Source organism: Candidatus Chloroploca mongolica (assembly GCF_004762035.2).
Taxonomy (GTDB): domain Bacteria; phylum Chloroflexota; class Chloroflexia; order Chloroflexales; family Chloroflexaceae; genus Chloroploca; species Chloroploca mongolica.
Window position 1 is genome coordinate 56597 of the sequence record NZ_SIJK02000020.1, and the last position, 25993, is coordinate 82589.

At 57.8% G+C, this 25993-nt stretch carries 21 protein-coding genes; 2 read left to right on the top strand and 19 right to left on the bottom strand.

The window, feature by feature from the left end:
• Positions 1-22 precede the first annotated feature (22 nt).
• The 8 genes from EYB53_RS12490 to EYB53_RS12525 all read right to left on the bottom strand — a co-directional run bounded on the left by EYB53_RS12490 (position 23) and on the right by EYB53_RS12525 (position 8402).
• A complete protein-coding gene (locus EYB53_RS12490) occupies positions 23-1021 on the bottom strand; it encodes a GNAT family N-acetyltransferase (protein WP_135478518.1) in 999 nt (332 codons plus the stop codon).
• A gap of 35 nt (positions 1022-1056) precedes the next feature.
• On the bottom strand, positions 1057-1779 hold the full coding sequence (locus EYB53_RS12495; RefSeq protein WP_135478519.1) for a polysaccharide deacetylase family protein: 723 nt from the start codon (positions 1777-1779) through the stop codon (positions 1057-1059).
• Positions 1780-1836: 57 nt separating this feature from the next.
• Positions 1837-3075, bottom strand: a complete 1239-nt coding sequence (locus EYB53_RS12500) for a glycosyltransferase family 4 protein (RefSeq protein WP_135478520.1) — start codon at positions 3073-3075, stop codon at positions 1837-1839.
• Between the two features lie 59 nt (positions 3076-3134).
• Positions 3135-4292 carry a DegT/DnrJ/EryC1/StrS family aminotransferase gene (locus EYB53_RS12505; RefSeq protein WP_135478521.1) on the bottom strand — a complete coding sequence of 386 codons (1158 nt, stop codon included), beginning with the start codon at positions 4290-4292 and terminating at the stop codon, positions 3135-3137.
• Positions 4289-5275, bottom strand: coding sequence for an NAD-dependent epimerase/dehydratase family protein (locus EYB53_RS12510; RefSeq protein ID WP_135478522.1), 987 nt, complete (start codon positions 5273-5275; stop codon positions 4289-4291). The genes EYB53_RS12505 and EYB53_RS12510 overlap by 4 nt, the downstream gene beginning before the upstream one ends.
• Positions 5276-5302: 27 nt before the next feature.
• Positions 5303-6406 carry a DegT/DnrJ/EryC1/StrS family aminotransferase gene (locus EYB53_RS12515; RefSeq protein WP_135478523.1) on the bottom strand — a complete coding sequence of 368 codons (1104 nt, stop codon included), beginning with the start codon at positions 6404-6406 and terminating at the stop codon, positions 5303-5305.
• Positions 6407-6450: 44 nt separating this feature from the next.
• On the bottom strand, positions 6451-7458 hold the full coding sequence (locus EYB53_RS12520) for a Gfo/Idh/MocA family protein (RefSeq protein ID WP_135478524.1): 1008 nt from the start codon (positions 7456-7458) through the stop codon (positions 6451-6453).
• A 386-nt stretch (positions 7459-7844) separates the two neighbouring features.
• Positions 7845-8402: an acyltransferase gene (locus EYB53_RS12525; protein ID WP_135478525.1), complete on the bottom strand. Its 558-nt coding sequence runs from the start codon at positions 8400-8402 to the stop codon at positions 7845-7847.
• A 403-nt stretch (positions 8403-8805) separates the two neighbouring features.
• Between EYB53_RS12525 and arsS the strand changes: the two genes are divergently transcribed.
• Complete coding sequence (gene arsS / locus EYB53_RS12530) at positions 8806-9828, top strand: arsenosugar biosynthesis radical SAM (seleno)protein ArsS (RefSeq protein WP_135478526.1); 1023 nt, start codon at positions 8806-8808, stop codon at positions 9826-9828.
• A 33-nt stretch (positions 9829-9861) separates the two neighbouring features.
• Here the strand turns inward: arsS and EYB53_RS12535 are convergent, their stop codons facing one another.
• The 5 genes from EYB53_RS12535 to EYB53_RS12555 form a co-directional block, all read right to left on the bottom strand.
• The gene (locus EYB53_RS12535; protein ID WP_135478527.1) at positions 9862-13005 is read right to left on the bottom strand and encodes an ATP-binding protein; all 3144 of its coding nucleotides are present in this window, start codon (positions 13003-13005) and stop codon (positions 9862-9864) included.
• Positions 13006-13045: 40 nt separating this feature from the next.
• Positions 13046-13330, bottom strand: a complete 285-nt coding sequence (locus EYB53_RS12540; protein ID WP_135478528.1) for an HU family DNA-binding protein — start codon at positions 13328-13330, stop codon at positions 13046-13048.
• Positions 13331-13796: 466 nt separating this feature from the next.
• Positions 13797-15191, bottom strand: coding sequence for an adenylosuccinate lyase (gene purB, locus EYB53_RS12545; protein ID WP_135478529.1), 1395 nt, complete (start codon positions 15189-15191; stop codon positions 13797-13799).
• A gap of 22 nt (positions 15192-15213) precedes the next feature.
• Complete coding sequence (locus tag EYB53_RS25605; RefSeq protein ID WP_254151045.1) at positions 15214-16197, bottom strand: STAS domain-containing protein; 984 nt, start codon at positions 16195-16197, stop codon at positions 15214-15216.
• Between the two features lie 24 nt (positions 16198-16221).
• Positions 16222-17172 carry a metallophosphoesterase gene (locus EYB53_RS12555; RefSeq protein WP_135478530.1) on the bottom strand — a complete coding sequence of 317 codons (951 nt, stop codon included), beginning with the start codon at positions 17170-17172 and terminating at the stop codon, positions 16222-16224.
• A gap of 221 nt (positions 17173-17393) precedes the next feature.
• Here EYB53_RS12555 and uvrC point away from each other — a divergent pair, with 221 nt between their 5' ends.
• On the top strand, positions 17394-19421 hold the full coding sequence (uvrC, locus tag EYB53_RS12560) for an excinuclease ABC subunit UvrC (RefSeq protein WP_135478531.1): 2028 nt from the start codon (positions 17394-17396) through the stop codon (positions 19419-19421).
• A gap of 294 nt (positions 19422-19715) precedes the next feature.
• Here the strand turns inward: uvrC and EYB53_RS12565 are convergent, their stop codons facing one another.
• The 6 genes from EYB53_RS12565 to EYB53_RS12590 form a co-directional block, all read right to left on the bottom strand.
• Positions 19716-20669, bottom strand: a complete 954-nt coding sequence (locus EYB53_RS12565; RefSeq protein WP_135478532.1) for a threo-3-hydroxy-L-aspartate ammonia-lyase — start codon at positions 20667-20669, stop codon at positions 19716-19718.
• Positions 20669-21799 (bottom strand): FtsW/RodA/SpoVE family cell cycle protein, encoded by a 1131-nt coding sequence (locus tag EYB53_RS12570; RefSeq protein WP_135478533.1) that lies wholly within the window; start codon positions 21797-21799, stop codon positions 20669-20671. Before EYB53_RS12570 ends, EYB53_RS12565 begins: the two co-directional genes overlap by 1 nt.
• 29 nt (positions 21800-21828) lie before the next feature.
• Positions 21829-22851: a 3-deoxy-7-phosphoheptulonate synthase gene (gene aroF / locus EYB53_RS12575; protein WP_135478534.1), complete on the bottom strand. Its 1023-nt coding sequence runs from the start codon at positions 22849-22851 to the stop codon at positions 21829-21831.
• Positions 22852-22959: 108 nt separating this feature from the next.
• Positions 22960-23415 carry a nucleoside-diphosphate kinase gene (gene ndk / locus EYB53_RS12580; protein WP_135478535.1) on the bottom strand — a complete coding sequence of 152 codons (456 nt, stop codon included), beginning with the start codon at positions 23413-23415 and terminating at the stop codon, positions 22960-22962.
• 172 nt (positions 23416-23587) lie between these two features.
• Positions 23588-23935 (bottom strand): roadblock/LC7 domain-containing protein, encoded by a 348-nt coding sequence (locus EYB53_RS12585; protein ID WP_129671543.1) that lies wholly within the window; start codon positions 23933-23935, stop codon positions 23588-23590.
• Between the two features lie 75 nt (positions 23936-24010).
• The coding region (locus EYB53_RS12590) for an RNA polymerase sigma factor region1.1 domain-containing protein (protein WP_303646660.1) at positions 24011-25993 on the bottom strand (1983 nt) is incomplete at its 5' end.

Genomic DNA, 25993 nt, shown 5'->3' on the forward strand with positions numbered 1-25993 from the left:
GCCATAACCTCCTGTTCTGCCCTTAGCGCTTACCCGTCGCTTTCCAGTAGATTTGTTGCATTGGTTGTAAGAGCGGGGTAGCAAAGCGCCACATCGTGACCGGTCGGGTCTCGGTACCAAAGCGTTCTTTGTAGGTCATCACACCTTCTTTGTTGCCACTGGTATTGAAATCAAAGTAGCGATAGCCGTGATCCAGCGCATCACGAATGATCTCAGTGTCGCCGACGGGCATGACATCATATTCGAGAAAGTCACGATGTGAGGCTCCATGCCAGAGTGAGGCCACCTTGTTCCAATAAAAGATCATGCGCCCACCAGCAATCTGATTATTCACGATCATCACCCAGATTTTGATCTGCTCAGGATATGCTTGACTCAAATAGTAAATCTGCTCAAACATATGCCACGGATACCCGTACCCTGTTGCTTCACCCCAACGTTCGATGGCATCACGGTAGCTTTCGTAATAGATGACCATCTCATCAAGTGAACGCATCTGACGTACTTCCACGCCCTTCTTCAAACCACGTCGATAGGCGGTACGCCGCGCCCGGCTGAAACGGGCCATAATCGCATCAAAATCAGCATCGAGGTGTACGAGATAGGTTGGTTCGGTATAGACTTCTTGTAACCTGCTCTGAACTAGCTCAGGCAAGGGGGCATTAAATGGATTGTCAATCGCATATAACGTATAGGTTGAGATTTGACATGCATGCTGATAAAGCACCGCCGCTTCATCGTCGTTTACGGGGCCATCGGCGATGAATCCACCGTAACAATTCTCGAAGGTCGAATGAAGCCAGCGGAAAGGTCCAATTGTTCTGGTCGCAATGATCGGGAAGACTACTCGAGTTCCATTTGCGAGGATGGCTCCGAAGGTCGCATCTTGATATTTTACGGGGAAGCTGTGTAGGGCAATATCTCGCCAGAGGGGGGTATGATAAAACGTTGCATACGCACATTGACGGGCCACATTCCACCAAAAATCTTCGGGTACCGGTTGCATGATTCGCAATGACAATAGGTTCTCCTTGTATTAATCAATGTTCGTGGTATTTATCGATAGGCTGGCATCTTCAATAACTCGGCGACGGTCACAAACTCATAGCCCTGATCGCGCAGCATGGGCACGAGGGTGCGCACTGCCCGGGTTGTCTCGCGTTTCTCCCAGATCTTTTCCCAGGGCTTGGCATCGTGAAAGCAGAAGATCGAGCCTGGCTGGGTAGCGTGATACGCATCATGTGCGAGTGTCATTCCGTCAACTTCGGGGATTACCCAGTCGAGCGTGTAGACATCCCACCCGATAATAGTATACCCTGCTTTTGTGAGGCGTTTGCCTTCCCAAGGGGTGAGCCAGCCCCATGGGGGCCGATAGAAACGAGGCCGCACACCGATCACTTCGCGGATCGCTTCTTCGCCAGCGGTAATATGGCTGATATTCGAACCGGGCATCAGGCCGGTTTTGCGGCTATGCCATCCCGAATGATTGCCGATCACATGGCCCGCCTGGTACATCTGGAGCAGCAAATCAGGGTGGTAGCGCACATTCATCCCGAGACAAAAGAACGTCCCTTTGACCTCCAGCGCATCCATTGCTTCGATCAACTGCTCGGTACAGGGGCGACTCGGGCCATCATCAAAGGTCAAGGCCACTTTGCGCTGGTCGCGCGGGCCATGGTTCACAAAGTACCCAAACCCCGTTGCCGGCGGGCTGAGTAGTTTGGTGCCTGCGGTGTCAAATAGTTTTACGGCGGCCTGTTTTGGATTTAAACTTGACATAAGGCTTTCTTGCTGATCCATGTGTTGGGCAAGTCGCTTGTGGCCTGCTGTGGTTCCTCAACGCTCCTTGTTTTGCGCATACAATGCACCGAGTACCTCTGCGACGCGTTGGGACGAGAAAGACGTTTCAACCCGTTGGCGTGCCGCGTCGCTCAATTGCTGTTGGAGGGCAGGGTTCTGGAGAATCTGGATCACAAAATGGGCAATCGAGGCAGGATTGCACGGTTCGGCACAGAAGCCACTTTCGCCATGGATAACGGCTTCACCCTTGCCCCCAAACGTGATCACCACGGCACGGCGCATCGCCATGGCTTCGAGGAGACCGATCGACATTGAACCAACTGGCACCGGCAAGACAAAGACATCCATCAACCCGAGGAAGGGCTGTGGATTCGGTTGGAAACCGGTGAAACGCACATAATCGGCCACGCCAAGCTCGCGGGCCTGCTGTTCCAACGCTTCACGCAGCGAGCCGTCCCCAACCATCAACAGATAGGCATCGGGACATGCCTCGCGGATGGTCGGGAACGCCGCCAGCAGGTCTTGTAAGCCTTTTTCTGGCTCAAAACGCACGACTGTCCCGATGATCTGGGCCTGATCGGGCAGATCATACTCTCTACGCAGATCCTGCAAAACCTCTTCGGGCACCGGAGTGAATTTGTCAACATCAACCCCATTGACCACCACGGTCGTTCGTTCGTGGGGCGTATAGAGGTGCATCCCCCGCGCACGATAATTTTTTTCCGACACACAGACAATGCCATCAACCTGGAGGCTGAAGAGATCGCGCAAGAGGCGCATCGGGAGGGGCAGTGGCTCGTCGGGGGCGAGGTGTTCGGTGAGATAGATCTGTTGCACCCCAGCGAGGCGTGCCAGGATTAGCGCCAGCAACTGACCCTTGTAGCCGGTCGAGTGCATGTGCATCACGTCGATTGACCACGTGCGCAGTTGCTTGAACATCCGCCACCCTTCAGACACCTGTGTCCAGCACCCATAGCGTCGATCAGGTGAGATCTCACTGACATGATCTGCGGCCAGATGCAGCCTGGCGGTGAGATCTTTCGTCTTTGACCAGTCAGGGCAGATCGCAAAGACCTCAAAGCGGGTACGATCAAGCTGATGGGCCAGCAAGACGACGTGTTCTTCCATACCACCCATTGCCACGCTATTGGTAAAGAGCAGGACGCGCTTGCGGGGTGAGGGCGTGGCCTGGACAGTGGGCGTGGACGAAGCAATCATTTCCTGCGGTTCCTCTTTTTTCTCGCTCACCGTTGAAGGTTTGTCTTTGGGCTGCATAGATGCCTGCTTCTCCGGTCTTAACACTCGTTATCCAAAGATCTTCCGAGAAGGTGTTGTTACGTACACACCTCGCTCAGCATCGCGACAACATACTCCTGTTCCTCATCCGTCATCTGTGGATACATGGGCAAGATGATGTTGCGATCCTGGGCCCGCTCAGACTCGGGCAGATGATAGGCTTCCGTGCGTTGATAGGGCTTTTCGCGGTGGGCGCACATAATGCCGCGGCGTGTCGCCACCCCACGGTCGAGCATGCCCTGCATCACTTCGCGCTGGTCGAGGTGATCGGGCAGGCGTACCCAGAAACTCTGCCAATTAGTGCGTGCCCATGATGGTTCGTGGGGTAGCGTCAGGCCGGGAATAGCCGTGAGCAACTGCTGATAGCGTTCACCGAGACGGCGGCGGGCGAGCACAATCGTGGGCAAGCGCTTGAGTTGTTCGCGCCCAATGGCGGCCTGGACATCGGTCATGCGGTAATTGTAGCCGATCACTGCGTGTTCTTCAAAGATGACCTGGTTGGCACTGTGGCGGACGCGGTCGTTGACGCTCATCCCGTGCTGTCGGAGCAAACGAAACTGCGCGTTATACTCAGGGTTATTGGTTGTAATCATGCCACCATCGCCGGTAGTGATCACCTTCCGCGGGTGAAATGAAAAGCATGCAATGTCAGCGTGGGCCTTGCCAATCTTTTGCCATTCACCCTGCCACAGGATCTCGCTGCCACTGGCGCAGGCGGCATCTTCGATCACGGGCACCCCGTGTTCCTGGGCGATCGTGAGGATCGCCGCCAGATCGCAGGGCATTCCCATCTGGTGAACGCAGAGGATCGCCCTGGTCTGCGGGGTGATGGCTGCCGCGATCTTCGTCGGATCGAGATTGCTCGTGGCTGGTTCGATATCGACAAAGACCGGGGTCGCGTGGCAATAGCGCACCACATTGGCCGTCGCCACATACGAGTGGCTCACCGTAATGACCTCGTCACCGGGGGCAACGCCAAGGGTCAGTAACGCCAGATGCAGGGCGGTTGTACAATTCGAGACAGCGGTTGCATAGGCGGCCCCAGTATAGGCCGCAAACTCTTGTTCAAACGCCGCCACCTCGGGCCCCTGGGTGAGCCATCCCGACATAATCGGACGGCGCGACGCCTCGGCTTCGGCCTCCCCGACGAGTGGGCGGGTGAGCGGGATGGTCATGTGCTTCGATGCGGTCGTCATGCGATCGCTCCGCTCTTTTGGCTTTTCCACCAGGCGACCAGATCGCGCAGCCCTTCTTCAAGCCCGACCTGAGCCACAAAACCCAGTTTATCGCGGGCGGCGCTGATATCGGCGAGGCGGCGAGGCACCGGATTGACCTTGCGCTCGGGGCCATACTCAATCGGCAGATCGACGCCCATCGTACGCATCAGGGTCTCGGCAAGTTCCTGCAAACTTGTCTCGACCCCAGAGGCCACATTGAAGACCTCATCAGAGACATCGGCCTCGGCGGCAAGCATGTTTGCGCGGGCAATATCAGGTGCATAGACAAAATCCATCGTCTGCGTGCCATCGCCAAAAATCACGGGCGGCTTGCCCTCGATCAGGCGATCCATCCAGCGGATCAGCACTTCGGTATAGGCCCCATAGATATCCATCCGCGGCCCATAGACATTGAAGTAGCGCAGGGCAACATACTGCAAGCCATACATCTCGTTGAAACTGCGCAGCAGCGCCTCGTTATAGACCTTGATGGCCCCATAAATGGTACGATTATTGTAGGAATGGTGGCGTTCGGTCGTCGGAAAGATCTCAGCGAGACCATACACCGAGGCTGACGACGAAGCAACGACCTTTTGTACCCCGGCCTGGACAGCGGCTTCAAGCACATTGAACGTCCCGGTCGCAAGCACATCGTGGGCCAGGCGTGGATCTTCGGCACACTGCGTAATGCGAATAGCGGCGAGGTGAAAGACGAGATCAACGCCTTGCATTACCTGGTGCATCAAATCACGATCACAGATATCGCCTTCAACGAGCGTGACCTCGCCACGGGCGCGGGCCTCGGCCAGATTCTCGAGGCGACCACGGACAAAGTTGTCAACGACAATGATCTCGCCGTACTTGCCTTGGTCGTGGCCATCCATTAACTGGTCAACAATATGCGAACCAATCAGACCGGCACCGCCGGTCACCAGTACGCGCTGTGGTTGGGGGTTGCTCATACGTAATCTTGTCTCCTTACACGCTAACTATGCCTGATCGGCCCACATATGCAAGCCTGTCACCACGACATCCTGCTGGGCGTGGGTCAATTCGGGATACATTGGCAGCGAGAGCACCTCGCGGGCGGCTGCTTCCGCGTGAGGGAAGGCTCCCTCGGGGTAGCCCAGTTCCGCGAAGGCGCGCTGGCGATGGACGGGAATAGGGTAATGGATGCCGGTGCTCACACCGTGGTCATGCAAAAAAGCCTGGAGTTGATCGCGTTTCGGCTCACGGATCGCATAGACATGGTAGACATGGCGTCGATCCGGCAGCGTAGCGGGGGTAGCGATGCCGCGTGGGGTTAACTGCGCATCATAGCGTGCGGCCACCGCCCGGCGCGCTTCCGTCCAGGCCTCGATATACTGCATCTTGACCTTGAGCACGGCCCCTTGCACGCCTTCGAGGCGATAGTTATAGCCCTTGAGATCGTGGTAATACTTGCGTTCGGCCCCCCAATCCCGGAGCATACGCAGGGTACGGGCAAACTCGGGATTATTCGTGGTAACTGCGCCGCCCTCGCCATAGGCCCCGAGGTTTTTGCCAGGATAGAAGCTAAAGCAGCCCATATCGCCAATCGATCCAACGCGTTGCCCCTTATACTCGGCCCCGTGGGCCTGGGCGGCATCCTCGATCACCAGCAGGCCATGTTTCCGGGCGATCGCCATGATCGGATCCATATCGGCGGGTTGCCCATAGAGGTGGACGGGCAGCAAGGCTTTCGTCCGCGGCGTAATGGCAGCCTCGAGCAAAGCGGGATCAAGCGTAAAACTGACCGGATCGATATCAACAAAAACAGGCGTCGCACGCGCATAGTCAATCGCCGATACCGTAGCAATAAAGGTGTGTGGCGTGGTAATCACCTCATCACCAGCACCGATACCACCGGCGAGCAGGGCGAGGTGCAGCGCACTGGTGCCGCTATTCACGCCAATCGTATGGCTCGTCTGCGTATAGGCACTGAAGAGCTCCTCGAAGGCGGCGACCTCTTTGCCCAGCACAAACTGCGTGCTTGCCAGCACCCCCAGCACAGCCTGATCAACCTCTTCTTTTATCGAAAGATATTGCGCCTTCAGATCAACAAACGGTATCATAAAACGAGCTCCTTCTGATCCTCAGGGACAACGCATGGTTGTTGCTACAACTTGATTGGCTGACCGTGCTGGGCCATCGAGCGTGAAGCGGCCTCAAGAATACGCACCACACGCAGACCAGACTCGCCGCCCGACAGCGGACGCTGCCCGGTGGCAATGCACTCGACAAAATGATTCGCCTCGATCTGCAACGCCTCGACATTATCAATCCGGGGGGCCCACATATCGCCGGTACGATAGCCAACATGGCGCTGATAGATCTCGGCCTCATCTTCGCTGACGATGATGCCCTTGTCATAGACCTTGATCTTCTCACTGAGCTCCATATCATCGAACACAATCATCTTTTCCGAGCCACCGATCAGCGTCTGACGAACCTTCACCGGGGCCATCCAATTGACGTGGAAGTGGGCGATCAAGTTGTCGTCAAAGAAACAGGTCAGATACGCCATATTCTCGGGACGCCCTGGCACGTGGGCCATGCCTGTTGCGGCGACCATCACGGGTTCCTTTGCCACCAGATATTCCATAATCGAAAGATCGTGAACGGCCAGATCCCACAGCACATTGACATCGCTCTGGAAAAGGCCGAGATTCACGCGCACAGAATCATAATAGTAGAGGGTGCCCAGTGAGCCATTGGTAAGCAACTCTTTGATCTTGCGCACAGCACTCGTGTATATGAACGTATGATCAACCATGAGCGTCAACCCACGTCGTTCGGCCTCTTCCAACAATTGCTCGGCCTCGGCCACGGTTGACGTGAGTGGCTTCTCGACAAACGCATGCTTGCCAGCCTGAAGAATCTTGAGGGTCAGCGGGAAATGGGTATGAACGGGTGTGGCGACGGCGACTGCATCAACTGCAGGGTCACGCAACATCTCGTCGACGTCGGCATAGGTCTTGATCGTTGGATAGACGCGTTCAACTTTGGCGCGTTGTTCGGCCCGTTGATCGCACACCGCGACGACCCGTGCCCCTTGGGCTTGTGAAAAGTTCCGTACGAGATTTGGCCCCCAGTAACCATAGCCGATGACACCAATACCTAGCACAACATACCTCCTTGACTGTGTGTGGTAAGCGAGAGCAGTGGATTGCGTGTAGATTTGTTTTGAGGTTTGCGACCAGCAGCGTTTGATATACGCATACGTGTGCCCTGTTGCATCTTTGTAACTATCCTATCAGGTGCATACAAAGATCAATATGACAAATCGGTGACATTCTGATCTGTGAACTGTCAACTTCTTGGTATGTGCTCAGACTTCCCCTGGAAGCGAGGGTGTCCCGCCTTCGAATGCATTCCAAGGGCGGGATGCCCTCGCTTCCAGGCTCGCCCGTTACCCCAAAGGTCAAAAGTTACACTGCTTGAACAGGGCAGGCTCCTCGCCAGGCTGTTTGAAGCTGAGCCGTGCTTTGTGATCAAAAGGGGGGTTTTGAGCTAACCTGCGGTCATCTCTTGCTCAGTCAGGGCCTGGGCTTCGGCTTGGGTTGCGCAGCGTACGCCACTGGCGCTCACCCAGCCAATGATGCGGCCAGGGTTGCCTACGACCAGGGCGTGATCAGGCACATCCTTCGTGACGGTGGTGCCTGAGCCAATCATGGCCCAGCGCCCAATGGTGACGCCGGTGACGACCACACTATGCGCCCCAAGCGCGGCCCCATAACAGAGGCGCGTCTGCCCAACCTGCCAGTCGGCTGCACTCTTGAGGCTGCCATCAGCATTGATCGCTCGCGGCAATTTATCATTGGTAAAGACGACGTGCGGCCCGATGAAGACACCATCTTCGACCGTGAGCCCATGATAGAGCGATGCATTATTCTGGATCTTGACGTTATCGCCGATGTGAACATGAGAGTCGACATAACTGTTGCGACCAATGATACAGTTCGCGCCAATCCGTGCCCCTTCACGGATCTGCACATGGGCCCAGATCCGTGTTTTTTCACCAATGATCGCTGCTGATGATACATCAGCAGTCGGATGAATAGTTGTCATAATGCTCTATTTTAGGGCGTCCGCCCTAAAAATCTATGCACGTGCTGGCCGTTTCCGTCAGCACTCGCAAAATTCTTGGAGGCTGTAGGCCCCCAACCCCCAACTGAAGTCTTACGTTACATATGTGTACGAGTATACCCTTTTTTTGTCGTTTTTGCTAGCCTTGCTGCAGGGTCCTTCAGGGGCGATTGCATCATACGAAACCGGATAAAAATACGCTCTCTGTGGCAGCATGGGCATGCAACCAGCGGCGCAAACGGCGGCACCCGGCAACAACGAGGCACCCGCAAGGGGTGCCCTGGTGGGGTGCGTGCATGCACGGAAGATGCAATCGCCCTGCAGGGTCCTGGGTGGGAACGTAGTACAATAGATCCATCAATCAGACAATGAGGAGGCACCGCCTATGCTTGAGAAAATCAGCCTGATCCCAACTTTGCAGCGACGCAAGCATACGCTCGCATCACCTGAGGCTCAGCGTCGGATACTGGCCGAAGTCCCCGTCCCACGGTTTAATATGACGCTTGCCGAGGCGGGCCTGCCAACCTTGCGTGCAGCACCGCAGGTCGAGGTTCTGCAGATTAATGTTGGACGCCGCTGCAACCAGACCTGTCATCATTGCCACGTTGATGCCGGCCCTGATCGCACCGAGGTGATGCCTCCTGAGGTTGTTGAGGCATGTCTTGCGTTTTTGGAGCGGGCCGCGATCCCGACGCTTGATATTACCGGTGGGGCTCCTGAATTGCATCCGGCTTTTGATGAGGTGGTGCGGCGGGCGCGGGCGATGGGGCGGCATGTTATTGATCGTTGCAATTTGACGATCACACGCTTGCCGAATTATGCCTATCTGCCGGCCTTTCTCGCCGAACACCAGGTGGAGGTGATCGCGTCGTTGCCTCACTATGCGATCGAGGGCACCGATGCGCAGCGTGGCAACGGGGTCTTTGCGCAGTCAATCGCAGCCTTGCAAGAGTTCAATGCGCGTGGCTATGGCCGTGATCCTGCCTTGCAACTCAATTTGATTGTCAATCCGCTTGGTCCCGAGTTGCCGCTTCCTCAGGCGTCGATTGAGGATGAGTGGCGGCGTGAGTTGTTACAACGCTATGACATCCAGTTTACCCGGCTCTATACCCTCACCAATATGCCCATCAGCCGCTATCTTGAGCATCTGCTCGCCACAGGTGAGTTGCACACGTACATGGAATTGTTGGTCAATAACTTTAATCCGAGCACAGTTGAAGGGCTGATGTGCAAGACGATCCTGTCAGTCGGGTGGGATGGACGCCTCTACGATTGTGACTTCAACCAGATGCTCGACATGGCCCTGCCCCAGACGATTTTGGAGCTCACGCCTGCGAATCTTGCCGGACGGGTGATCCGTACCGGGGCACATTGCTATGCCTGTACTGCCGCAGCGGGCTCTACCTGAAGTGGTGCGGTTGTCTCGCCGTGAGCGAGCTTTTCACCATTGATCACATTCATCGGCGGCAGCGGCAGTTGCAATGAGTAATTCAGCCCCCCCCAGGCGTGCCAGGGCGGGGGCAACTACTTCGAGGGTGCGCAGGATGGCCTCGCGCCCATAGGCTGATGTACGCAGGATGCTGGCGAGGATGGATCGTGCGAGCCTGGGATGTTCGTCTGCGAGTGCATAGATCAGCGCGGCGGACGCACGGGCGCGCTCGGCTGGTCGCCGGATTGAGGCGATGACCGTTGCTGCGGCTATCGTGTGTCCCTGTTCGGCCTCGGCTGTCCCAATGGCGGCCAGGTAGCGGGCGCGGTCCTCGCCAGGTGCAAGTACTGCGGGGTCATTGGCAAGGGCGAGTGCCTCGTGGTCGGCTCCGGCGGCGATCAGGTGGGGTGCCATCAAGATTAGGGCACGGGTACGTTCGGCTGCCCAGGTGATGGTCAGCGCTTTTTGCACGGCCAGGCGCGGGTTGTCATTTCGGGCTTGTTCGATGCTCAGGTTGGCAATGGCATGGGCCTGCTGGGCTGGGCCGGGGATGCGCTGGCACAGGGCCATGGCTTCGTCCCAGTGCCCTGCAAGCCCCAGATGACGAGCCCATTCAGTGTAGACCCAGGCCTGCTCATCTGTGTCCTCGACCTTTTCCATGAGGCGATAGGCAGCTTCATACGCGCCGGTCTGGGCCATCGCAACGGCGACTTTTGCCATTGCCCGATGGCGTTCTTCGCCTGGGGGCAAGGTGTCGGCAAGCGCGATCGCTCGTTCGGTACGCCCCAGGATGGCGAGGGCCGCGGCAAGCGCTACGAGCAGTGGGGCACGTTCGGCCTCATTCACCGCATCGATCGCACGGGTTGCCTGTTCCAGGGCGAGCATAGCGACCAGGCCGTTGAGGGTGAGGCGCAGTTCGATGAGGGCCGCAATCCGTGTCTCGACGCCGACGATGCTTTCGGCGGCACTGAGCGCAGCCCCATCATTGCCAAGCGCGGCCAGGGTGCGAGCCAGCGCCGCTAGCCCGCGGTCGCGCTGGCTCTGCGTGGCGAGCCGGGCGATCCGTTGACGGGCGGTTGCCTCATCGTGCTGGGCTTCGCTGCATGCGAGTTCGATTTCGGCCCAGGCAACAACCGTTGCGAGGGTGCTCGTGTCGATCAAACGTTGCCCATCGGGGTAACCAGCACGCACCAGGGCGACCCCGACTTCGGCGCGCGCCCATGCGCCCATCGTTTCGTGCATCATGCCACAGGCCAGATGGCGTGCCTCTTCCCAGGCTCCCAGGGTCACCAGATGGCGCACTACCTCGGTCTCGACCATGGCCCGGCGCTCGAGGTGTTCAATCCGCTCGGTAATTGCCAGCGTCGCTTCCACGTCACCGCGCCGCAGGGCTGCCTGGGCAAGGGCCATATGCAGCGTTTCGCGGCTCTCGTGCCAGGCTCGTGAAAAGGGATTGGCTTCGAGATCGAGGGCCCGCGAGAGCAAGCGCATCGCGGTTGGACGCATCCGGTTGGTGTAACAGATCTCGCCTAGACGCCGCAAGATGACGGCTTTTTGGATTCCATCGGGGAGACGTTCGACGTGTTCCATGACCTGTTTGAGCGCCACCTCACGCCCGCTGTGCTCTATCGCCTGCACAAACGCTTCAGCGGCCATCGCTGGGTCTAGCGTGCGTACGCGGCTCGCTAAGGTTCCCGTACGCAACGCCGTGCGGATCAAGTCGCCTGGCGATACCAATGCGTCTGTCTGGTGGGTACTCGTTTCGACCAGCATCCGCAAGCACCAGCGCATTTCATCATACGCATACCAGAGGGTGCCGTTCCGTTCGTGGGTGCGTACCCAGGCCTGGTCTGGCTCAAGCCTGAACTCATGCTGGCTTGCCGCTGGTGGAGTGAAGCTGGCTGGTCTGGGGCTCACGGTGGGAACTGGTCTTTGCCCGGGGGGGATGGTTGATAATGCCAGGGCGGCATGCCGTGCATACGCCTGGCGCAGATATGGCCCGGTTGGTTCATCGTGACGGACGGGCTGGTGCCCTGACTGATTGTGGCGGGGAACCGTGACGTTGCGTTGTACGGCAAACTCAGCCAGGCTCTGATGCATACGGGCTACTTCGGTCGGGGCGATCTGGGCAATCAGGGTAGGGATGGCTCGATGGACAAAACGGACAGCGCGCACCGGTGGCAGGGGGCTTCCATCGACATCAAACCCGGCCCGCGCCTCGCATGAAAGCGTAAGCAGCTTGCCTTGTTGCCATCTGGCAAGCAGCGGGATGGGATTGTGTTTGATCACGAGCGCCGCGAGGCCGGGTGGCACCGGTGCATCGGCGGCGGCCAGCAACAGCGCCAACTGACGCTCGGCTGGGGCAAGCCTGGCCCACCAGTGCCGCAACAGAGCCTCAAGGCCCTGCGGCAAGGCCTGAAGCGCGAGCTGTTTTGCTTGGAGCATGGCAACGGCCAGCCGAAGATAGAGGAAATTGCCCTGGGCGGCGAGCAGCAAAGGGCCGATCCAGCTTGAAGGGCAGCCTGTGGCCCGCAGGGTCTGGGCCTGCACCAGGGTCGAGTCAGGATCATCGCCAGGCAGGCACAACCGTGCGACGGGTCGCCAGGGCGTGACAGTCCCCGGGCTACAGCCAAGCAGGATGGTCACGCCCGGGGGCAGATCGACGAGCAAGGGTAACGGGCCAGGATAGCGTGGTTGACCGGGCGGCGAAAGCTCATCGAGGGCCAGCACCACCGGGTGGTGAGGGTTGCACCGCACGATATCAGCGACCAGGCGTTCGAACGCAGCAGGATCGGTTGTGACGCTTGGATCAACGAGCGGCAAGGTTGGGCGATAGCACGCCACCAACTGCGCGTAGAGCAGCTGTAGACTATGCGCACCGGCCACATCGGCCTGCCAGAGGGGCAGGGGGCGGCGCACCGCGAGTTGGGCCAAGAGGGTACTCACGCCACTGCCAGGTGGGCCTTCAACGAGGATCAGGCCACCTGGCGAACCATCGAGATACTGTTCAAGTCGCGTGCGCAGCCTTCCCCGCTCGTGGGTATGGGCGAGCGTTGTCTTGAGGGCCTCTTTGTGCCGATGTAGCTCATGCTGGAGGGGGGCTGCCAGCATTGGCAACCCCTCGATTGCGACAAGTGCCGGAGCGACTGGAGCCACAACGCGACCTCACTGCGATGCCTGGAAGAGGCGTGCCGCCCTATGCTGTTTCGCCCTTGACGGCCTCTTTCAGCGTACTGCTGGCGCTAAAGCCGGGCGTTTTGGTTTCAGGGATCGTGATCTTCTCACGCGTCTGTGGATTGACACCTTCACGCTGCTGACGGTGACGAACTTCAAAGGTACCGAACCCCGTCAAGGTTACCTTTTCGCCTTTGGCGAGTTGCTCGGTGATCACATCGAGCGCCGAGTCAATGACCAGCTTCGTCTCCTTCTGCGACACCCCGGCTTTTTCGGCGACGGCCTTGATAAAATCAGTCTTCTGCATCGGTGCAGTCCTCCTTAGGTCTAGCAATGATAGTTTCCGCGTATTCTACGAACGTGCGATTTTTGCCCTTCGGGACGCAGTATACCGCACTTGTCAAGCCCCATGTCGCATTGTAATGCCTTGAACCCCTTTTTCAACTGCACTATAACCGTTCTAGCGCTTTCTAATGCTGAAAAAGTGTCGCGGTAAGCATCTGAAAAACAAGAAACCCTTAACAAAGAAGCACAGCCCATCGTATTCTGATACGACAGACTGCGCTTGCGGTGTCAATCTTATTGGCTAGGGAATGAAAGGCGGCCCCTGACGCCTGGTGCGGCACCTTCCCCACTCCCAGACCTATCTCTATACCGCATAGCTATTGTACGCTACGATAGGCCCTGCTGTGAATAGCCCACAAGGAGGGGAACGGCTTAGTACCAGGAGTGCGTGCGACTAGCGCAATCGGGCTATTGGGCCGTCTCACCCCTCACCAGCCACCGAAGGTCTGTTCATCGCGGAGCAGGGCGAGGCGACTGGACAGGCCGGTATAGCGCTCGGGACTAAGGGCCAATAGTTCGGCTTTGACCTCTTCGCGCACCGTCAAGCTGGCCACAAACTCGCGGAGCAGTTCCAGGCTGAGGGGCCGCCCGCGGGTCAGGGTTTTGAGGGCTTCGTACGGTTCGGGATAGTTCTCGCGGCGGAGAATCGTCTGGACAGCCTCGGCGAGCACCTCGGGGTGGGCCATCAGGTCAGCCTGCAGGGTCTCGTGGCGCACAGCGATCTTGTGAAGGCCACGGAGGGTGCGCTGATAGCCGAGCAGGCTATAGCCAAACGCAACCCCGAGGTTACGCAACACCGTACTGTCTGAAAGATCGCGTTGCAGGCGCGAGATGGGCAGTTTCCGGCTAAAATGTTCGAGGAGGGCATTGGCAATACCAAAGTTACCTTCGGCATTTTCAAAATCGATGGGATTGACCTTATGTGGCATGGTTGATGACCCGACCTCACCGGCTTGTAGGGCCTGGGTGAGGTAGCCATCACTGATATAGCGCCACAGATCCTGACACAGATCGAGCAGAATGACATTGGTGTGTTTGAGCGCATCGCAGAGCATCGCAAGCGTATCGTGCGGTTCGATCTGGGTGGTCAAGAGCACCGGTTCAAGGTCAAGCGAACGTACAAAGGCCTTGGAAAACTTGAGCCAATCGACCTCAGGCAAGGCGGCAACCTGGGCCGCAAAGGTGCCGGTCGCACCATTGAGCTTGCCGGTCAGTTTGATCTCTTTGCATGCATTGCTCGCACGACGTAGACGCATAAAAAAGACATTGATCTCTTTCCCGAACGTCGTTGGCGTTGCCGCCTGCCCGTGGGTACGGGCGAGCATTGCGGTCGTTGCCTCGGTATCAGCCAGATGGCGCAGGCGCTCGATGATCCGCCCCACCGCTGGCCCCATCACCATATCACGGGCATCCCGCACCAGCAGGCTATAGGCCAGATTATTGACATCCTCAGACGTCAGGGCAAAGTGGACAGCCTCCTGGACATGCGTCAACCCGAAGCCTTCAAGCTGTTCACGCAGCCAGTACTCGACGGCTTTGACATCGTGGTTGACCTTGCGATCCCATGCGGCAATGGCTTCGGCATACTCATCGGTGAACTCACGATAGAGGGAACGTAAGCGTGCCTGCTGGTGCGAGTCGAGCGCGGGGACAAAGGCGATCCCCTGGGCTCGGGAAAGAAAGATCAGATACTCAACTTCAACGCGTACCCGATAGCGAAAGAGCGCCGCCTCACTGAAATACCCAGCCAATTCGGCCAGATCACGACGATAACGCCCATCGAGGGGCGAAAGAGCGGTCATAGGAGCGAAAGTTGTGGTCATTCTTGCTGGCTTTCTTGTGACATTAGCCCTTCTGCATGGTTTGCAGCGCGGCGGCAATGCCGCTCTTCAAGCTGCCCTGCATATCGATGTCACTTAGATCAACATCAAGATGCACCAGGGTCTGGGCAATCTGTGGTTTAATACCGGTGAGCATGACGCGCGCCCCGAGGAGTTTCACGGCTCGCGCTGCCTGGATCAGAGTCTGTGCGACCTGGGTGTCGACCATGGCGACCCCGGTGATGTCAACAATGACCAGGGTGGCCTGGTATTGCGCTACCCCTTCGAGCAGGGTCTCCATGACCTGGGCGGCACGCTGACGGTCAATGGTGCCGATCAGTGGCAGAACCATAATTTCGTCGGCAATCGGGAGCAACGGGGTTGAGAGTTCACGCAGCATTTCGTGCTGGCTGTTGAGGATCTGTTGCTGGATCTGCTGGTTGTGCAGGGCGACGCCAAACATGACTGCGAGGCTCCGCAAGGTTTCTGCTTCGACTGGTTCCCAGATATGGCTGGTTGTGCAATCATCGAAGCCCATAAAGCCCCACCAGGTGTCGTGGACAAAGATCGGGGCCACGATCAATGATTGAATATCCTGATTGACCAAGAGCTCGTGTTCATCAACGGGAAAATCGGCCACAATGCCGTACAAGAGTTGATTCTGGCTCAACAGGGTTTCCCATCGACTATACCCAGCAGCTTCGTAAGGCAGGTCTTGCAGATCGGGGTTGTCAATCTGGGGGGGGAAACCTGGGGCTGACCACTCGGCGCACTGGCTTATGGTGCGTTCGCCAGCCTCGTTTTCACCGTTGACAAAGATATAGGCACGGCTCACTTCGAGGGCGCGCCCAATCAATTCTAGCATCCGAGGGGCCTCTTCAAGCGGATCAAGGTGAAGTGAGAGCAGGCGTGATACTTCGGCCATCGCCGAGAGAACGGCGTCCCGTCGGTCGACAAGATGCTGGAGGCGGTTCAGTTCGTTCTGAAGCTCGTCTGAAGATGATAGCATAGCTTGGTTCCTCGGATGATGCGTTTATGCGCTCCCCCGTTGGAGCGTGAAGATCGTGGCCTCGGGCGGGCAACCGAGCCGTAAAGGGAGCCCGCCTAGCCCGCGACTGACATAGAGTTGCGTCTCGTTGACGTGAAAATGGCCGCTTGCATAGTGCCAGCCAAAGCGGGGCAGGCAGAATGAGCCTAAGCCTGGCAGGCGCATATGCCCCCCATGCGTGTGCCCCGAAAGCTGGACATCGATCCGTTGCCCCCTGATGATGTAATCAAGTGCGTCGGGACAGTGGGCCAGGAGGAGCCGGACGCTCTGTGGAGGGGCGTGCTGCAGGGTGACCTCGATATCGGGCACGCCGTCCCACATATCATCAAGCCCGGCCACGACCAGGGTCTCTTTCCCGATTGTAACCGGACGATGCTCGTTGATCAACATCTCGATGTCGAGATCGGTCAGGGTCTGCTTGATCTCGGGCACGCCTTCCCAGTAGTCATGGTTGCCAGGCACCGCGAAACGGCCCAGGGGTGCCCTGGGCAAGCCCTCGAGCACAAAAGGGAGTTCGGCAATGGCGTGTTCGTAGCTTACGAAATCACCAGTAAAGACGAGCATATCGGGCTCTTCGGCGGCCATCTGGTGGACGGCCCAGCGGCTATTTTCGGTCGTATACCGTAGGCCCAGGTGCATGTCGCTGATTTGGCCGATCCGGAGGCCGTCAAGCGCCAGGGGAAGTCTGGGCAGGTTCAGGGTGATGCGTTCAAGCCGCGGGCTGCGTGGCTCGTACAAGGTAGCATACGCCAGACTGGTTGCGCCGATGCTTCCCAGCAAGGCGGTGGTTTTCAGGCGACCGGTTGCTAGCGCGGCGGTGGTTAGTACGCCACCTGCGACTGTTGCGCCGATCCAGCGACGGGAATAGCGGATCTTGCCCGGGCTTGGGTCAAAGCGTCGCCCCTTATGGCGGGGTTTTTGTGCAGTATGTGTCATCGTTTTCCTGGGGCCTGCGGCCCCATGTGCTGTATATTCAGGGCTGAGGCCCTACAACCTATGTTTGTGCTGGCGAAAACGGCCTGCTTCGCTGGCCGTTTTCGTCAGCACAAACGAGATTCCTGGGGGGTCTGTAGCCCCCAATCCCCATAAAAGGCTCTGTTGTAAGTATACTCGAAATAGATGACAACTCGGTGAAAAGCTGCGGTACAATAGATCATATGCCAGACTTTTCATCTACTGCCGTTGCCGATCCGGTTGCCTTCGATGAGCGCCTGCGCCTGGTGCCCGACGCCCCCGGGGTCTATCTCTGGAAGGATGCCCAGGGCCAGTTGATCTATGTCGGCAAAAGCAAACGGCTCCGTGATCGGATGCGATCCTATTTTGGGGCACCCCGTGGGTTGAGTGCCAAAACACGGCGGATGGTGAGCCATATCGCCGATTTCGAGATCATTGTGACGCAGAGTGAGCTTGAGGCGTTGCTCCTTGAAATGAATCTGATCAAGCAGCATCGCCCGCGTTACAATATTTTGCTCAAGGACGATAAGTCCTATCCCTATATCAAGGTGACGTTGCAAGATACCTGGCCGCGGGTCTTTTCGACGCGTCGGGTGCTTGATGATGGGGCGCGCTATTTTGGCCCCTATGCAAGCGCTGGCTCGGTGCGCAAGACGCTCGATCTGCTCAATCGGCTCTTTGCCTTTCGCCCTTCCTTCGAGTGCAAGGATGATAAGTTCAAGCACTATCGCAAGTTGGGCCGCCCCTGTCTCTACCACCAGATGAAACGCTGCCTCGGCCCATGTGTGCCGGGTCTGGTCACTGAGGCCGAATATCGCGCTACGATCGAGGCGGTCTGCCGTTTTCTTGAAGGCAAGACTGATCAGGTTGTGCGCGATCTACGTCGCCAGATGGAGCAGGCGAGCGATGCGTTGGAGTTTGAGCGGGCCGCCTATCTGCGCGATCGGTTGCAGGCGATTGAGAAGATTTCAGAGCGCCAGCAGGTGCTGCGTACGGTTGATGAAGACCAGGATGTCATTGCCTTTGCCCGCGAAGATGGCAGCGCCGTTGTGCAGGTGCTCTTTATTCGTGGGGGCAAACTGGTCAATGCCGAGCCCTTCACGCTGCAGGGTACCGACGACGAGACTGATGCGGATCTTCTTGCGTCGTTTATTACGCAGTTTTACGATCACGCGCCCAACGTTCCGCCGACTCTGCTGCTTGCCGATCATATTGAAGAGCCGATGATCATTGCGTCGTGGCTCGAGCAGAAGGCCGGTCATCGGGTCGAGTTGAGTGTGCCGCGTCGTGGTGAAAAGAAGCAGTTGATGGAACTGGCGGCCAAAAATGCCCACCAGAAGCTCGAAGAGGTGCGTCAGCAGTGGCTTAATAGCGAACAGCGGGCGGTGGCTGGCCTCAGTGCGCTACGTGATCTGCTCGATCTCGCCACGCTTCCGCAGCGCATCGAGTGCTACGATGTCTCGCATACGCAGGGCCAGAACTCGGTTGCCAGCATGGTTGTCTTTGAACGCGGCGAGCCGCGCCCGTCGGCCTATCGGCGTTTCAAGATCAAGACGGTGGTCGGGGCGAATGATGTCGCTTCGCTGCACGAGGTGCTGGTGCGTCGCTTCAAGCGTGCCGCTGAAGCGCTCTCCAGCGAAGAGTCCGCGCCCAACGACGAAGTTCAGCTTGTCCAGGCTGATCTTTTTGGGGGAGCGAGCACCGGCGCAGGCGACCCCGATGATGCTGCGGACAGTGTGGCTGCACCCGGGGCCAGCGATGCCGAGCGCGACGAAGCATTGGCGAAATGGGCTGACCTTCCCGACCTGCTGCTGGTTGATGGCGGGCGCGGCCAGGTCAATGCGGCCCTTGATGCGCTCAAGGGGCTTGGCTTTGAACGCATCCCGATTGTCGGCATCGCCAAAGGTCCTGACCGCAATCGGTTTGATCTGGTGCTTCCCCATCAGCCCGAGGTCATTGTGCTTGAGCGCAATAGCCCTGTGCTTGGCCTGGTGCAGCGCATTGATGAAGAGGCGCACCGGTTTGCAATTACGTACCATCGCAAAGTGCGGAGCAAAGCAAGCCTCAGTTCATCGCTCGATACGATCCCCGGCATTGGCCCAAAACGCAAAAAAGCCCTGATCAAAGCGTTTGGCTCGCTGGACGGCATCCGCAAGGCTAGCGTCGAAGAACTGGCGGCTGTGCCGGGGATGAACCGCAAAGCCGCTGAAGAGTTGAAGGGGATGTTGTAGCCTTTGGGGATTCTGCGGCTGCCCCGCCTCAGCGGGGCGTGTTACGCCCACGACGACCGGATGGCCGAAGCACCGCGCTCATGGCCGTGCCATGCACGGCTATGGGCGCGGTGCTTCGGCCTTACGAGGGGCCGGTGACGCCATCGAGCGGCGGAGCAGCACCAGGGCAGGGAGGCGATGGCGGTCGCGGGTATCCAGGCCGTTCCGGCTGGACGTGGGGGTGAAAGCCTTGAGTGGTGCGGGCCATACTGTGTTGGGCGCAGGCTGGCCCAGTGGCCCTGGGTGCCCAACACGCTAGCTGAGGCCCGCCAAAAGGGCAGGATCGACGTTGCCGCCGCTGATGATGACGCCGATGCGCTGACATGTCGGGGGCAGCAAGCCCGTCATGACTGCGGCGAGACCGACGGCGCCCGTTGGTTCAACGACCAGCTTCATCCGCATCAGCAAAAAGAGCATTGTTTCCAGCACGGCTGTATCAGGTACAACCAGAATTTGTTCGACATAATGCCGAATGATCGGAAACGTGAGTTGCCCAGGAGCGGTCGTGCGGATGCCATCAGCAATGGTCGTCGGTGGGTCAATCGTCACCCGTTCACCGCACGCGAGCGAGCGCCGCACATCGTCGGCCCCTTCGGTCTCGACGCCAAAGATCCTGATTGTCGCATTGTGGGCTTTGGCGGCGATGGTGCAGCCACTGATCAGACCGCCGCCACCAACGGGCATCACCAGTGTGTCAAGGTCGGGTATCTGGGCGAGTAATTCGCGTGCAGCGGTACCTTGACCGGCCATAATATGCGGATGGTCATAAGGTGGGATCAGGGTGAGGCCACGCTGCTCGGCAAGGGTACGTGCAAAAGCCTCGCGGTCGGTTGTCGCTCGTTGATAGATCACCACCTCGGCCCCATATTCACGAGTGGCTGCGAGTTTGACGGGTGGCGCATCGTCGGGCATACAGATGACGGCGGGCACACCGGCGAGTCTGGCGGCGAGCGCGACACCCTGCGCATGATTGCCGCTGCTAAACGCGATCACGCCCCGTTGCCGTTCGTGCGCGCTCAACCGACTAATGGCATTGTAGGCACCGCGAAACTTGAACGCCCCACCACGCTGAAATTGTTCGCACTTGAGAAAGACGGAGTGGCCTGTCAACGCATCAAGCGTACGACTCGTCATAACAGGGGTCATGTGGGCCACCCCGTGCAGCTGTATGGCGGCCTGTTCTATATCAGCGAGGGTGATGGCAAACATCAGAAAACCAGTCGCTTACTGCGGAGTGCAATGCTCTGCAGCAGGCCAATCGAGATGAGCGTAATGATCATAAAACTACCGCCGTGCGAGACGAGGGGCAAGGGCAGACCGGTGACGGGCAAAAGACTCATATTCATGCCAAGATTGATCACCAGATGACAAAAGAGCATACCAAAGATCCCAAGGGCCATCAGGCGACCGAAGGTATCACGGGCCTGGTTGGCGATCGCGAGCGCCTGCCAGAGCAGGATAGCCTGGAACGTAATCAGCACGACTCCACCGAAAAAGCCCATCTCTTCACCAATGACAGCAAAGATGAAATCGGTATGTTGTACGGGAACATAATTACCTTGACTGAAGAGTCCATTCGTCAAACCGGCCCCAAACAAGCCCCCCTGCGTGAGCGCATTCATTGCCTGCACAACATTATAGCTATCATTGAAATCAACTTGTGACGGATCGTTCAGCAGATAATAAAAGGTGAGCAGGCGACGTTTCTGATAGTCATCAAGGAACGCATCAGATTGCCAACCGATGTAGACAAGGGGCAGCGTAATCAGCGTGAGCGTCAGGATCTGTTGCCAGCGGATACCTGATCCCCAGGCTATCATGACCCAGATCGAGGCGAGCACAATTGCCCCCCCGAGATCAGGTTGCACGAGTACCAACAACCCGAGCAGCCCTGCAAGCACCAACCCCCCGAGCTGCACAAGCCATCGGTCATTGATCTGTTCAAAGCGTTGCCAATAGGCGGCAAGCACAATGATCAGCGCGAGTTTGGCGAGTTCAGTTGGCTGAAACGTACGGGCACCAACTTCAATCCAACTGCGTGCACCTTCACTGGTACGACCAATAAAGAGAACCAGGATCAGCAAGAAGACTCCGATCAGATAGATCGGACGTGCCAGACTCGAGAGCAACTGATAATCAAAGAACGTAAACGCGACCATCAAGGCGAGCCCAAGGCCCATATTGATCAAATGATCGGGATAGATGATATGCAACGGCACCCCTGTGCCGGTAACCGCCGTGAGGGTAGCGCTATAGACCGCCAGTGCGCCGAGCACCAGCAAAACAATCACACAGACCAGCAACGGCCAGTTATACTGACGCCAACGACGTATTTCCATACACTCACAACGTAACGATGCAAGCCATCTCAGGAGGCCATTGGGCGCTCCATCGCGTCAGCGATGCGGGCGACCTGTTCCATCATGGCGACAAAACGATCAGGTACCAGCGACTGTTGCCCATCACAGAGGGCAAAGGCTGGATTATGATGCACTTCAACAATCAACCCATCGGCCCCGGCGGCAATGGCCGCCCGCGCCATTGGCAGCACCTGATCCCAGCGTCCACTCGCGTGGGAAGGATCAACAATGACCGGCAAATGCGAGAGTTGCTTGATCATCGGCACTGCACCAAGGTCGAGGGTAAACCGGAGCGTATCATCAAAGGTACGGATCCCGCGCTCACAGAGCACGACATCGGCATTGCCTTCATGGAGCACATACTCGGCGGCGAGCAACAGATCTTTCACGGTTGCGGCAAAGCCTCGTTTGAGCAACACCGGGCGACCCGAGCGTCCGACGGCGCGGAGCAGCGGATAATTCTGCATATTGCGTGCCCCGATCTGCAGCATATCGGCATACTCACAGACCATAGGGAGCGTCTCGACATCCATCACCTCGGTAACGACGGGCATTCCGGTCGCCTCACGTGCCTCAGCGAGAATACGCAACCCCTCTTCGCCGAGCCCGTGGAAGGCATAGGGTGACGTACGTGGCTTGAAGGCACCGCCGCGGAGCATGGTTGCGCCGGCCTCACGGACAGCGTGGGCAATGGTCAGCGTCTGTTCACGGGTCTCGACGGTACAGGGGCCAGCGATGACGGTCACAGCGGGGCCGCCAAAAACAACCGGGCCGACCTGGACAAGGGTATCGCCTTCGTGAAACTCACGACTGACCAGTTTATAGGGTGATGTTACGCGAATAAGCTGAGCGACCCCGGGCATACGCTGGAGTCGGGTTGCCTGTTCAACCGGGCCACGATTGCCGGTGATGCCGATAGCGGTACGGGTTGGACCGGGCATTGGATGGGGGACATAGCCCATTGCCCGAATTTCAGCACAGACCGCCTCGATCTTGGTTGCATCGGCATGGGCTTCCATAACCACGAGCATACGATTTCTCTTTTGCAGCAGCGCGGTTTGCGCGAGAACTACCTCCGCAAACCACGCTTCTTGACGGGCAAAAAAGCCAGGGCAGTTCGCTTTTTGGCCCGCCCAAGCTTATTCGTGAATCCAGATATGGATGGCGCGCTCCCATTGACCTATGAGTTCTTCAGATTTGAAGAAGATCTCTGTTTCGCGCTCACCGTTTTCGGGCGAGTCAGAGGCGTGGATAAGGTTACGCCCGATTTCGAGGCCAAAATCACCGCGGATCGTACCCGGGGCCGCTTTGGCCGGATTGGTTGCGCCGACCATGGCCCGCACCAGTTCGACGGTACCGGCTTTGCCTGTGACGACGAGCACCAGGACTGGTGCTGAGGTGATATAGCTGATGAGGCCGCTAAAAAAGCTTTTGCCTTCGTGCTCAGCATAGTGCTGGTAAGCCATATCTTTCGTCATCTGAATCAGCTTGAGCCCCTGAAAGCGCAGCCCACGTTGCTCGAGGCGTGAAAGGATTGGCCCGATCAACCCACGTTGGACTGCATCAGGCTTGAGAATAATTAATGCACGTTCCATAAGCTCCTCATTCTGTGTAGCAAGAATAACCGAGACCAGTATACCACACCCACAACAGGCGGGATAAATCTCCCTGCCTGTTGTGGGTATAATATCACGTCGCGGTGCGCCCAAAAGCCAGCTATGCTGGCTTTTGGGCGCACCGCAGGATTGCATTGGAGGGCGATAGCTTTTAGATCGGCACTGCTTCGCTGATGCGCTTGGCTGCCCGGCGCATCTCCATTTTCACGAGGCCGAGATTGACGGTACGCTGGGTAATGACGACCAGGATCAGTTCTTTGGCTTCAAGAAGCAGAATCGAGCCATCTTTGGCATCGATGATCGAGTCGATCAGCGTGCCGATGCCGATACGTTTGGTTGCTTTGTCAATCTCACCAAAGACGGCGGCCGACATGGCCCCAAGAATTTCGGCATCCTCTTCGTCGAGCAGGGTGCTCGAGACGACAAGCCCATCTTTGCCAACCAGGAGGCTTCCAATGACCCCTTCAACGCGTAGTAGGTCTTCAACGATGCGGCGCATACCTTGACCTCTCGTAAACTTATGTTGACCAAACATGTCTGTGTTCTAGACAGGCGGCCTGATAGTGGATCCTGTTCATCGGGTGAACGTGGCGCCATACGCTTGCATGGCTTCGGTATACCGGCCCTGTTTGGAGTAGGCATCGCCCAGCAAGCGGGTCAACGGTTGTTTGATCGCCGGTTCTTCGACGCTTCCCATCAAGGTTTCGAGTTCAGATACGATCTGTTCGAGGCCTTGCCCGGCGCGAACAACGCGCTTGAAGGCCCGGGTCATGATGTCTGGCCGGTTCGTTTGTGCGCAGAGATGACCGATTGCCATTGCCAGGCCGTAGTTGTCTGGTTCTTCGTCGAGTTGCCCAAGATAATCATCGAGCAAGGTATCACCAGTTGGCACAAAGCCAGCAAATTCGGCGGCGGTAGCCATGGCTGCCGTTGCTTCGGCTTGCCGGAAGCGCCGAGGTTGCCGCTCTTCCTCGCGGTAGCGCCGTGTAGCTGCTTCCCGTCGCGCATACCGTTCTTCATCACGACTCAGTTGAGGCGACGCAGCTGGCACGGTAGGCGTGATGCTCGCCGGCCGTGGCGGCGGGGGTGGCTCGGCAAAGCGTTCGCTCATCGGTGGCAAGACGACACGCGCCGGTGTGAGTGGTTCGGCTTCCTCTGCCGAGGCGTCCCAGATATCATCCAGGTTGTCGAGTGGCTCGGGCTCAAAGTCAGGATCAGCCGGATGCGCCTCGGTCGCTGGCTCTTCAATTCGCGGCTCGGTGCGAGCGGTGACGCGCTCAACCGGGGTTGCTTCGGCCAGATCAAAGTCGAATTCGTCGTCGTCAATAGCCTCGGTTGAGGCTGGCTCGTCTTCGCTTGTCGCATCAACCGGCGGGGCTGATGCATCCTGATCAGTGGGGTCACCCAGGATGCCTGCTTCCTCGACACTTGCTTCGAGCATGGCGATCTCATCGGGAGAGAGACCAAGATCGGTGAGCGAGAAGGGTTCCAGTTCGGCTTTCGGCTCGCCTGTTGGCGACATAGTCGACCCTAGTTCCTCGGTTTCCTCAATGAGATCGGCCTCGAAGAGTGCGATCTCATCGGGGGTGAGGCCCAGGTCAGCGAGTGAGAAGGGGGTCAGATCGACGTCTTCACCCGCTGGTGCGCCTAGTGCCGCGGCTTCTGGTTGATCGAGACTAGCGAGCCCGAGGGCGGCAAGTTCGTCATCGCTCAAGCCGAGCTCGTTGAGCGAGAATGGTTCAAGCTCGGTGGAAGAGGGTTGGCTTGCGGCTAACCCGGCTTCGGCGTCAAAGATCTCTCCGATGGCTTCAAGTTCTTCGCTCTCGGCTTCACCTTCGAGGTCAATGATCTCATCGCCATCACGAATCTGGATGCCAGCGTGATGGAGTGACCACGCCATCTGTTCGATCTGGTCGGCTTCGGTTTCAGGATCAGAGACCATGCTGATAATATCGGTCAGATCCACATAGCCTTGTTGCTGACCCAGGGTTGTCAGGTGCCCCAGGGCCGCCTCTGGGTCGTCGGCGATCTTGAGCGACGGTCTTTCGCCTGTTATTGACTCGAGGTTGCCAAGGTCAAGACCGGCAAGTTCTTCGCTGGTTACGCCCAGTTTCCGTTCTTCGGTATCGGGGGCAAACGCATCAAGATCACCTAGATCAAGATCATCCAGCGAGAAGGGTTGCACATCGCTACTGATGCCGTCGTCGTCGTGCTCGAGCGTGCGTGGTTCACCTGTCTCAAGCTCAAATTCATCAAATGAGAAGGGTTGGACATCGCCCTCAAATATGTCGTTGAATTCAGTATCGCCATCTATAGATAACTCAGGTGCTGCTTGATCTGTCTCAAGCATCTCTGGCGTTACCTCTTCTGGTGCGATGGGCGGTTCAACCTGGGGGCTAAACGGGATTAATTCTGGTTCTTCACCGCGTGACCACCCAGGCACGATCGTCTCACCAGTGACGGGCAGATTGAACTGTTCCTGATCTGCTGCTTCGAGCGCGGCAATTTCTTCGGGTGAGAGGCCCAGATCGGCGAGCGAGAAGGGCGTCAGATCAAC

Coding starts and splice junctions, on each gene's coding strand:
- aroF (WP_135478534.1), bottom strand. CDS start 22,851: ATGCTCGTGGTTATGGAAGCCCATGCCGATGCAACCAAGATCGAGGCG.
- EYB53_RS12540 (WP_135478528.1), bottom strand. CDS start 13,330: ATGCAGAAGACTGATTTTATCAAGGCCGTCGCCGAAAAAGCCGGGGTG.
- EYB53_RS12565 (WP_135478532.1), bottom strand. CDS start 20,669: ATGTTTGCCATCACCCTCGCTGATATAGAACAGGCCGCCATACAGCTG.
- EYB53_RS12500 (WP_135478520.1), bottom strand. CDS start 3,075: ATGCAGCCCAAAGACAAACCTTCAACGGTGAGCGAGAAAAAAGAGGAA.
- EYB53_RS12515 (WP_135478523.1), bottom strand. CDS start 6,406: ATGATACCGTTTGTTGATCTGAAGGCGCAATATCTTTCGATAAAAGAA.
- EYB53_RS12570 (WP_135478533.1), bottom strand. CDS start 21,799: ATGGAAATACGTCGTTGGCGTCAGTATAACTGGCCGTTGCTGGTCTGT.
- uvrC (WP_135478531.1), top strand. CDS start 17,394: ATGCCAGACTTTTCATCTACTGCCGTTGCCGATCCGGTTGCCTTCGAT.
- EYB53_RS25605 (WP_254151045.1), bottom strand. CDS start 16,197: ATGCTATCATCTTCAGACGAGCTTCAGAACGAACTGAACCGCCTCCAG.
- EYB53_RS12585 (WP_129671543.1), bottom strand. CDS start 23,935: ATGCGCCGCATCGTTGAAGACCTACTACGCGTTGAAGGGGTCATTGGA.
- EYB53_RS12505 (WP_135478521.1), bottom strand. CDS start 4,292: ATGACGACCGCATCGAAGCACATGACCATCCCGCTCACCCGCCCACTC.
- EYB53_RS12495 (WP_135478519.1), bottom strand. CDS start 1,779: ATGTCAAGTTTAAATCCAAAACAGGCCGCCGTAAAACTATTTGACACC.
- ndk (WP_135478535.1), bottom strand. CDS start 23,415: ATGGAACGTGCATTAATTATTCTCAAGCCTGATGCAGTCCAACGTGGG.
- purB (WP_135478529.1), bottom strand. CDS start 15,191: ATGACCACAACTTTCGCTCCTATGACCGCTCTTTCGCCCCTCGATGGG.
- EYB53_RS12555 (WP_135478530.1), bottom strand. CDS start 17,172: ATGACACATACTGCACAAAAACCCCGCCATAAGGGGCGACGCTTTGAC.
- EYB53_RS12510 (WP_135478522.1), bottom strand. CDS start 5,275: ATGAGCAACCCCCAACCACAGCGCGTACTGGTGACCGGCGGTGCCGGT.
- arsS (WP_135478526.1), top strand. CDS start 8,806: ATGCTTGAGAAAATCAGCCTGATCCCAACTTTGCAGCGACGCAAGCAT.
- EYB53_RS12525 (WP_135478525.1), bottom strand. CDS start 8,402: ATGACAACTATTCATCCGACTGCTGATGTATCATCAGCAGCGATCATT.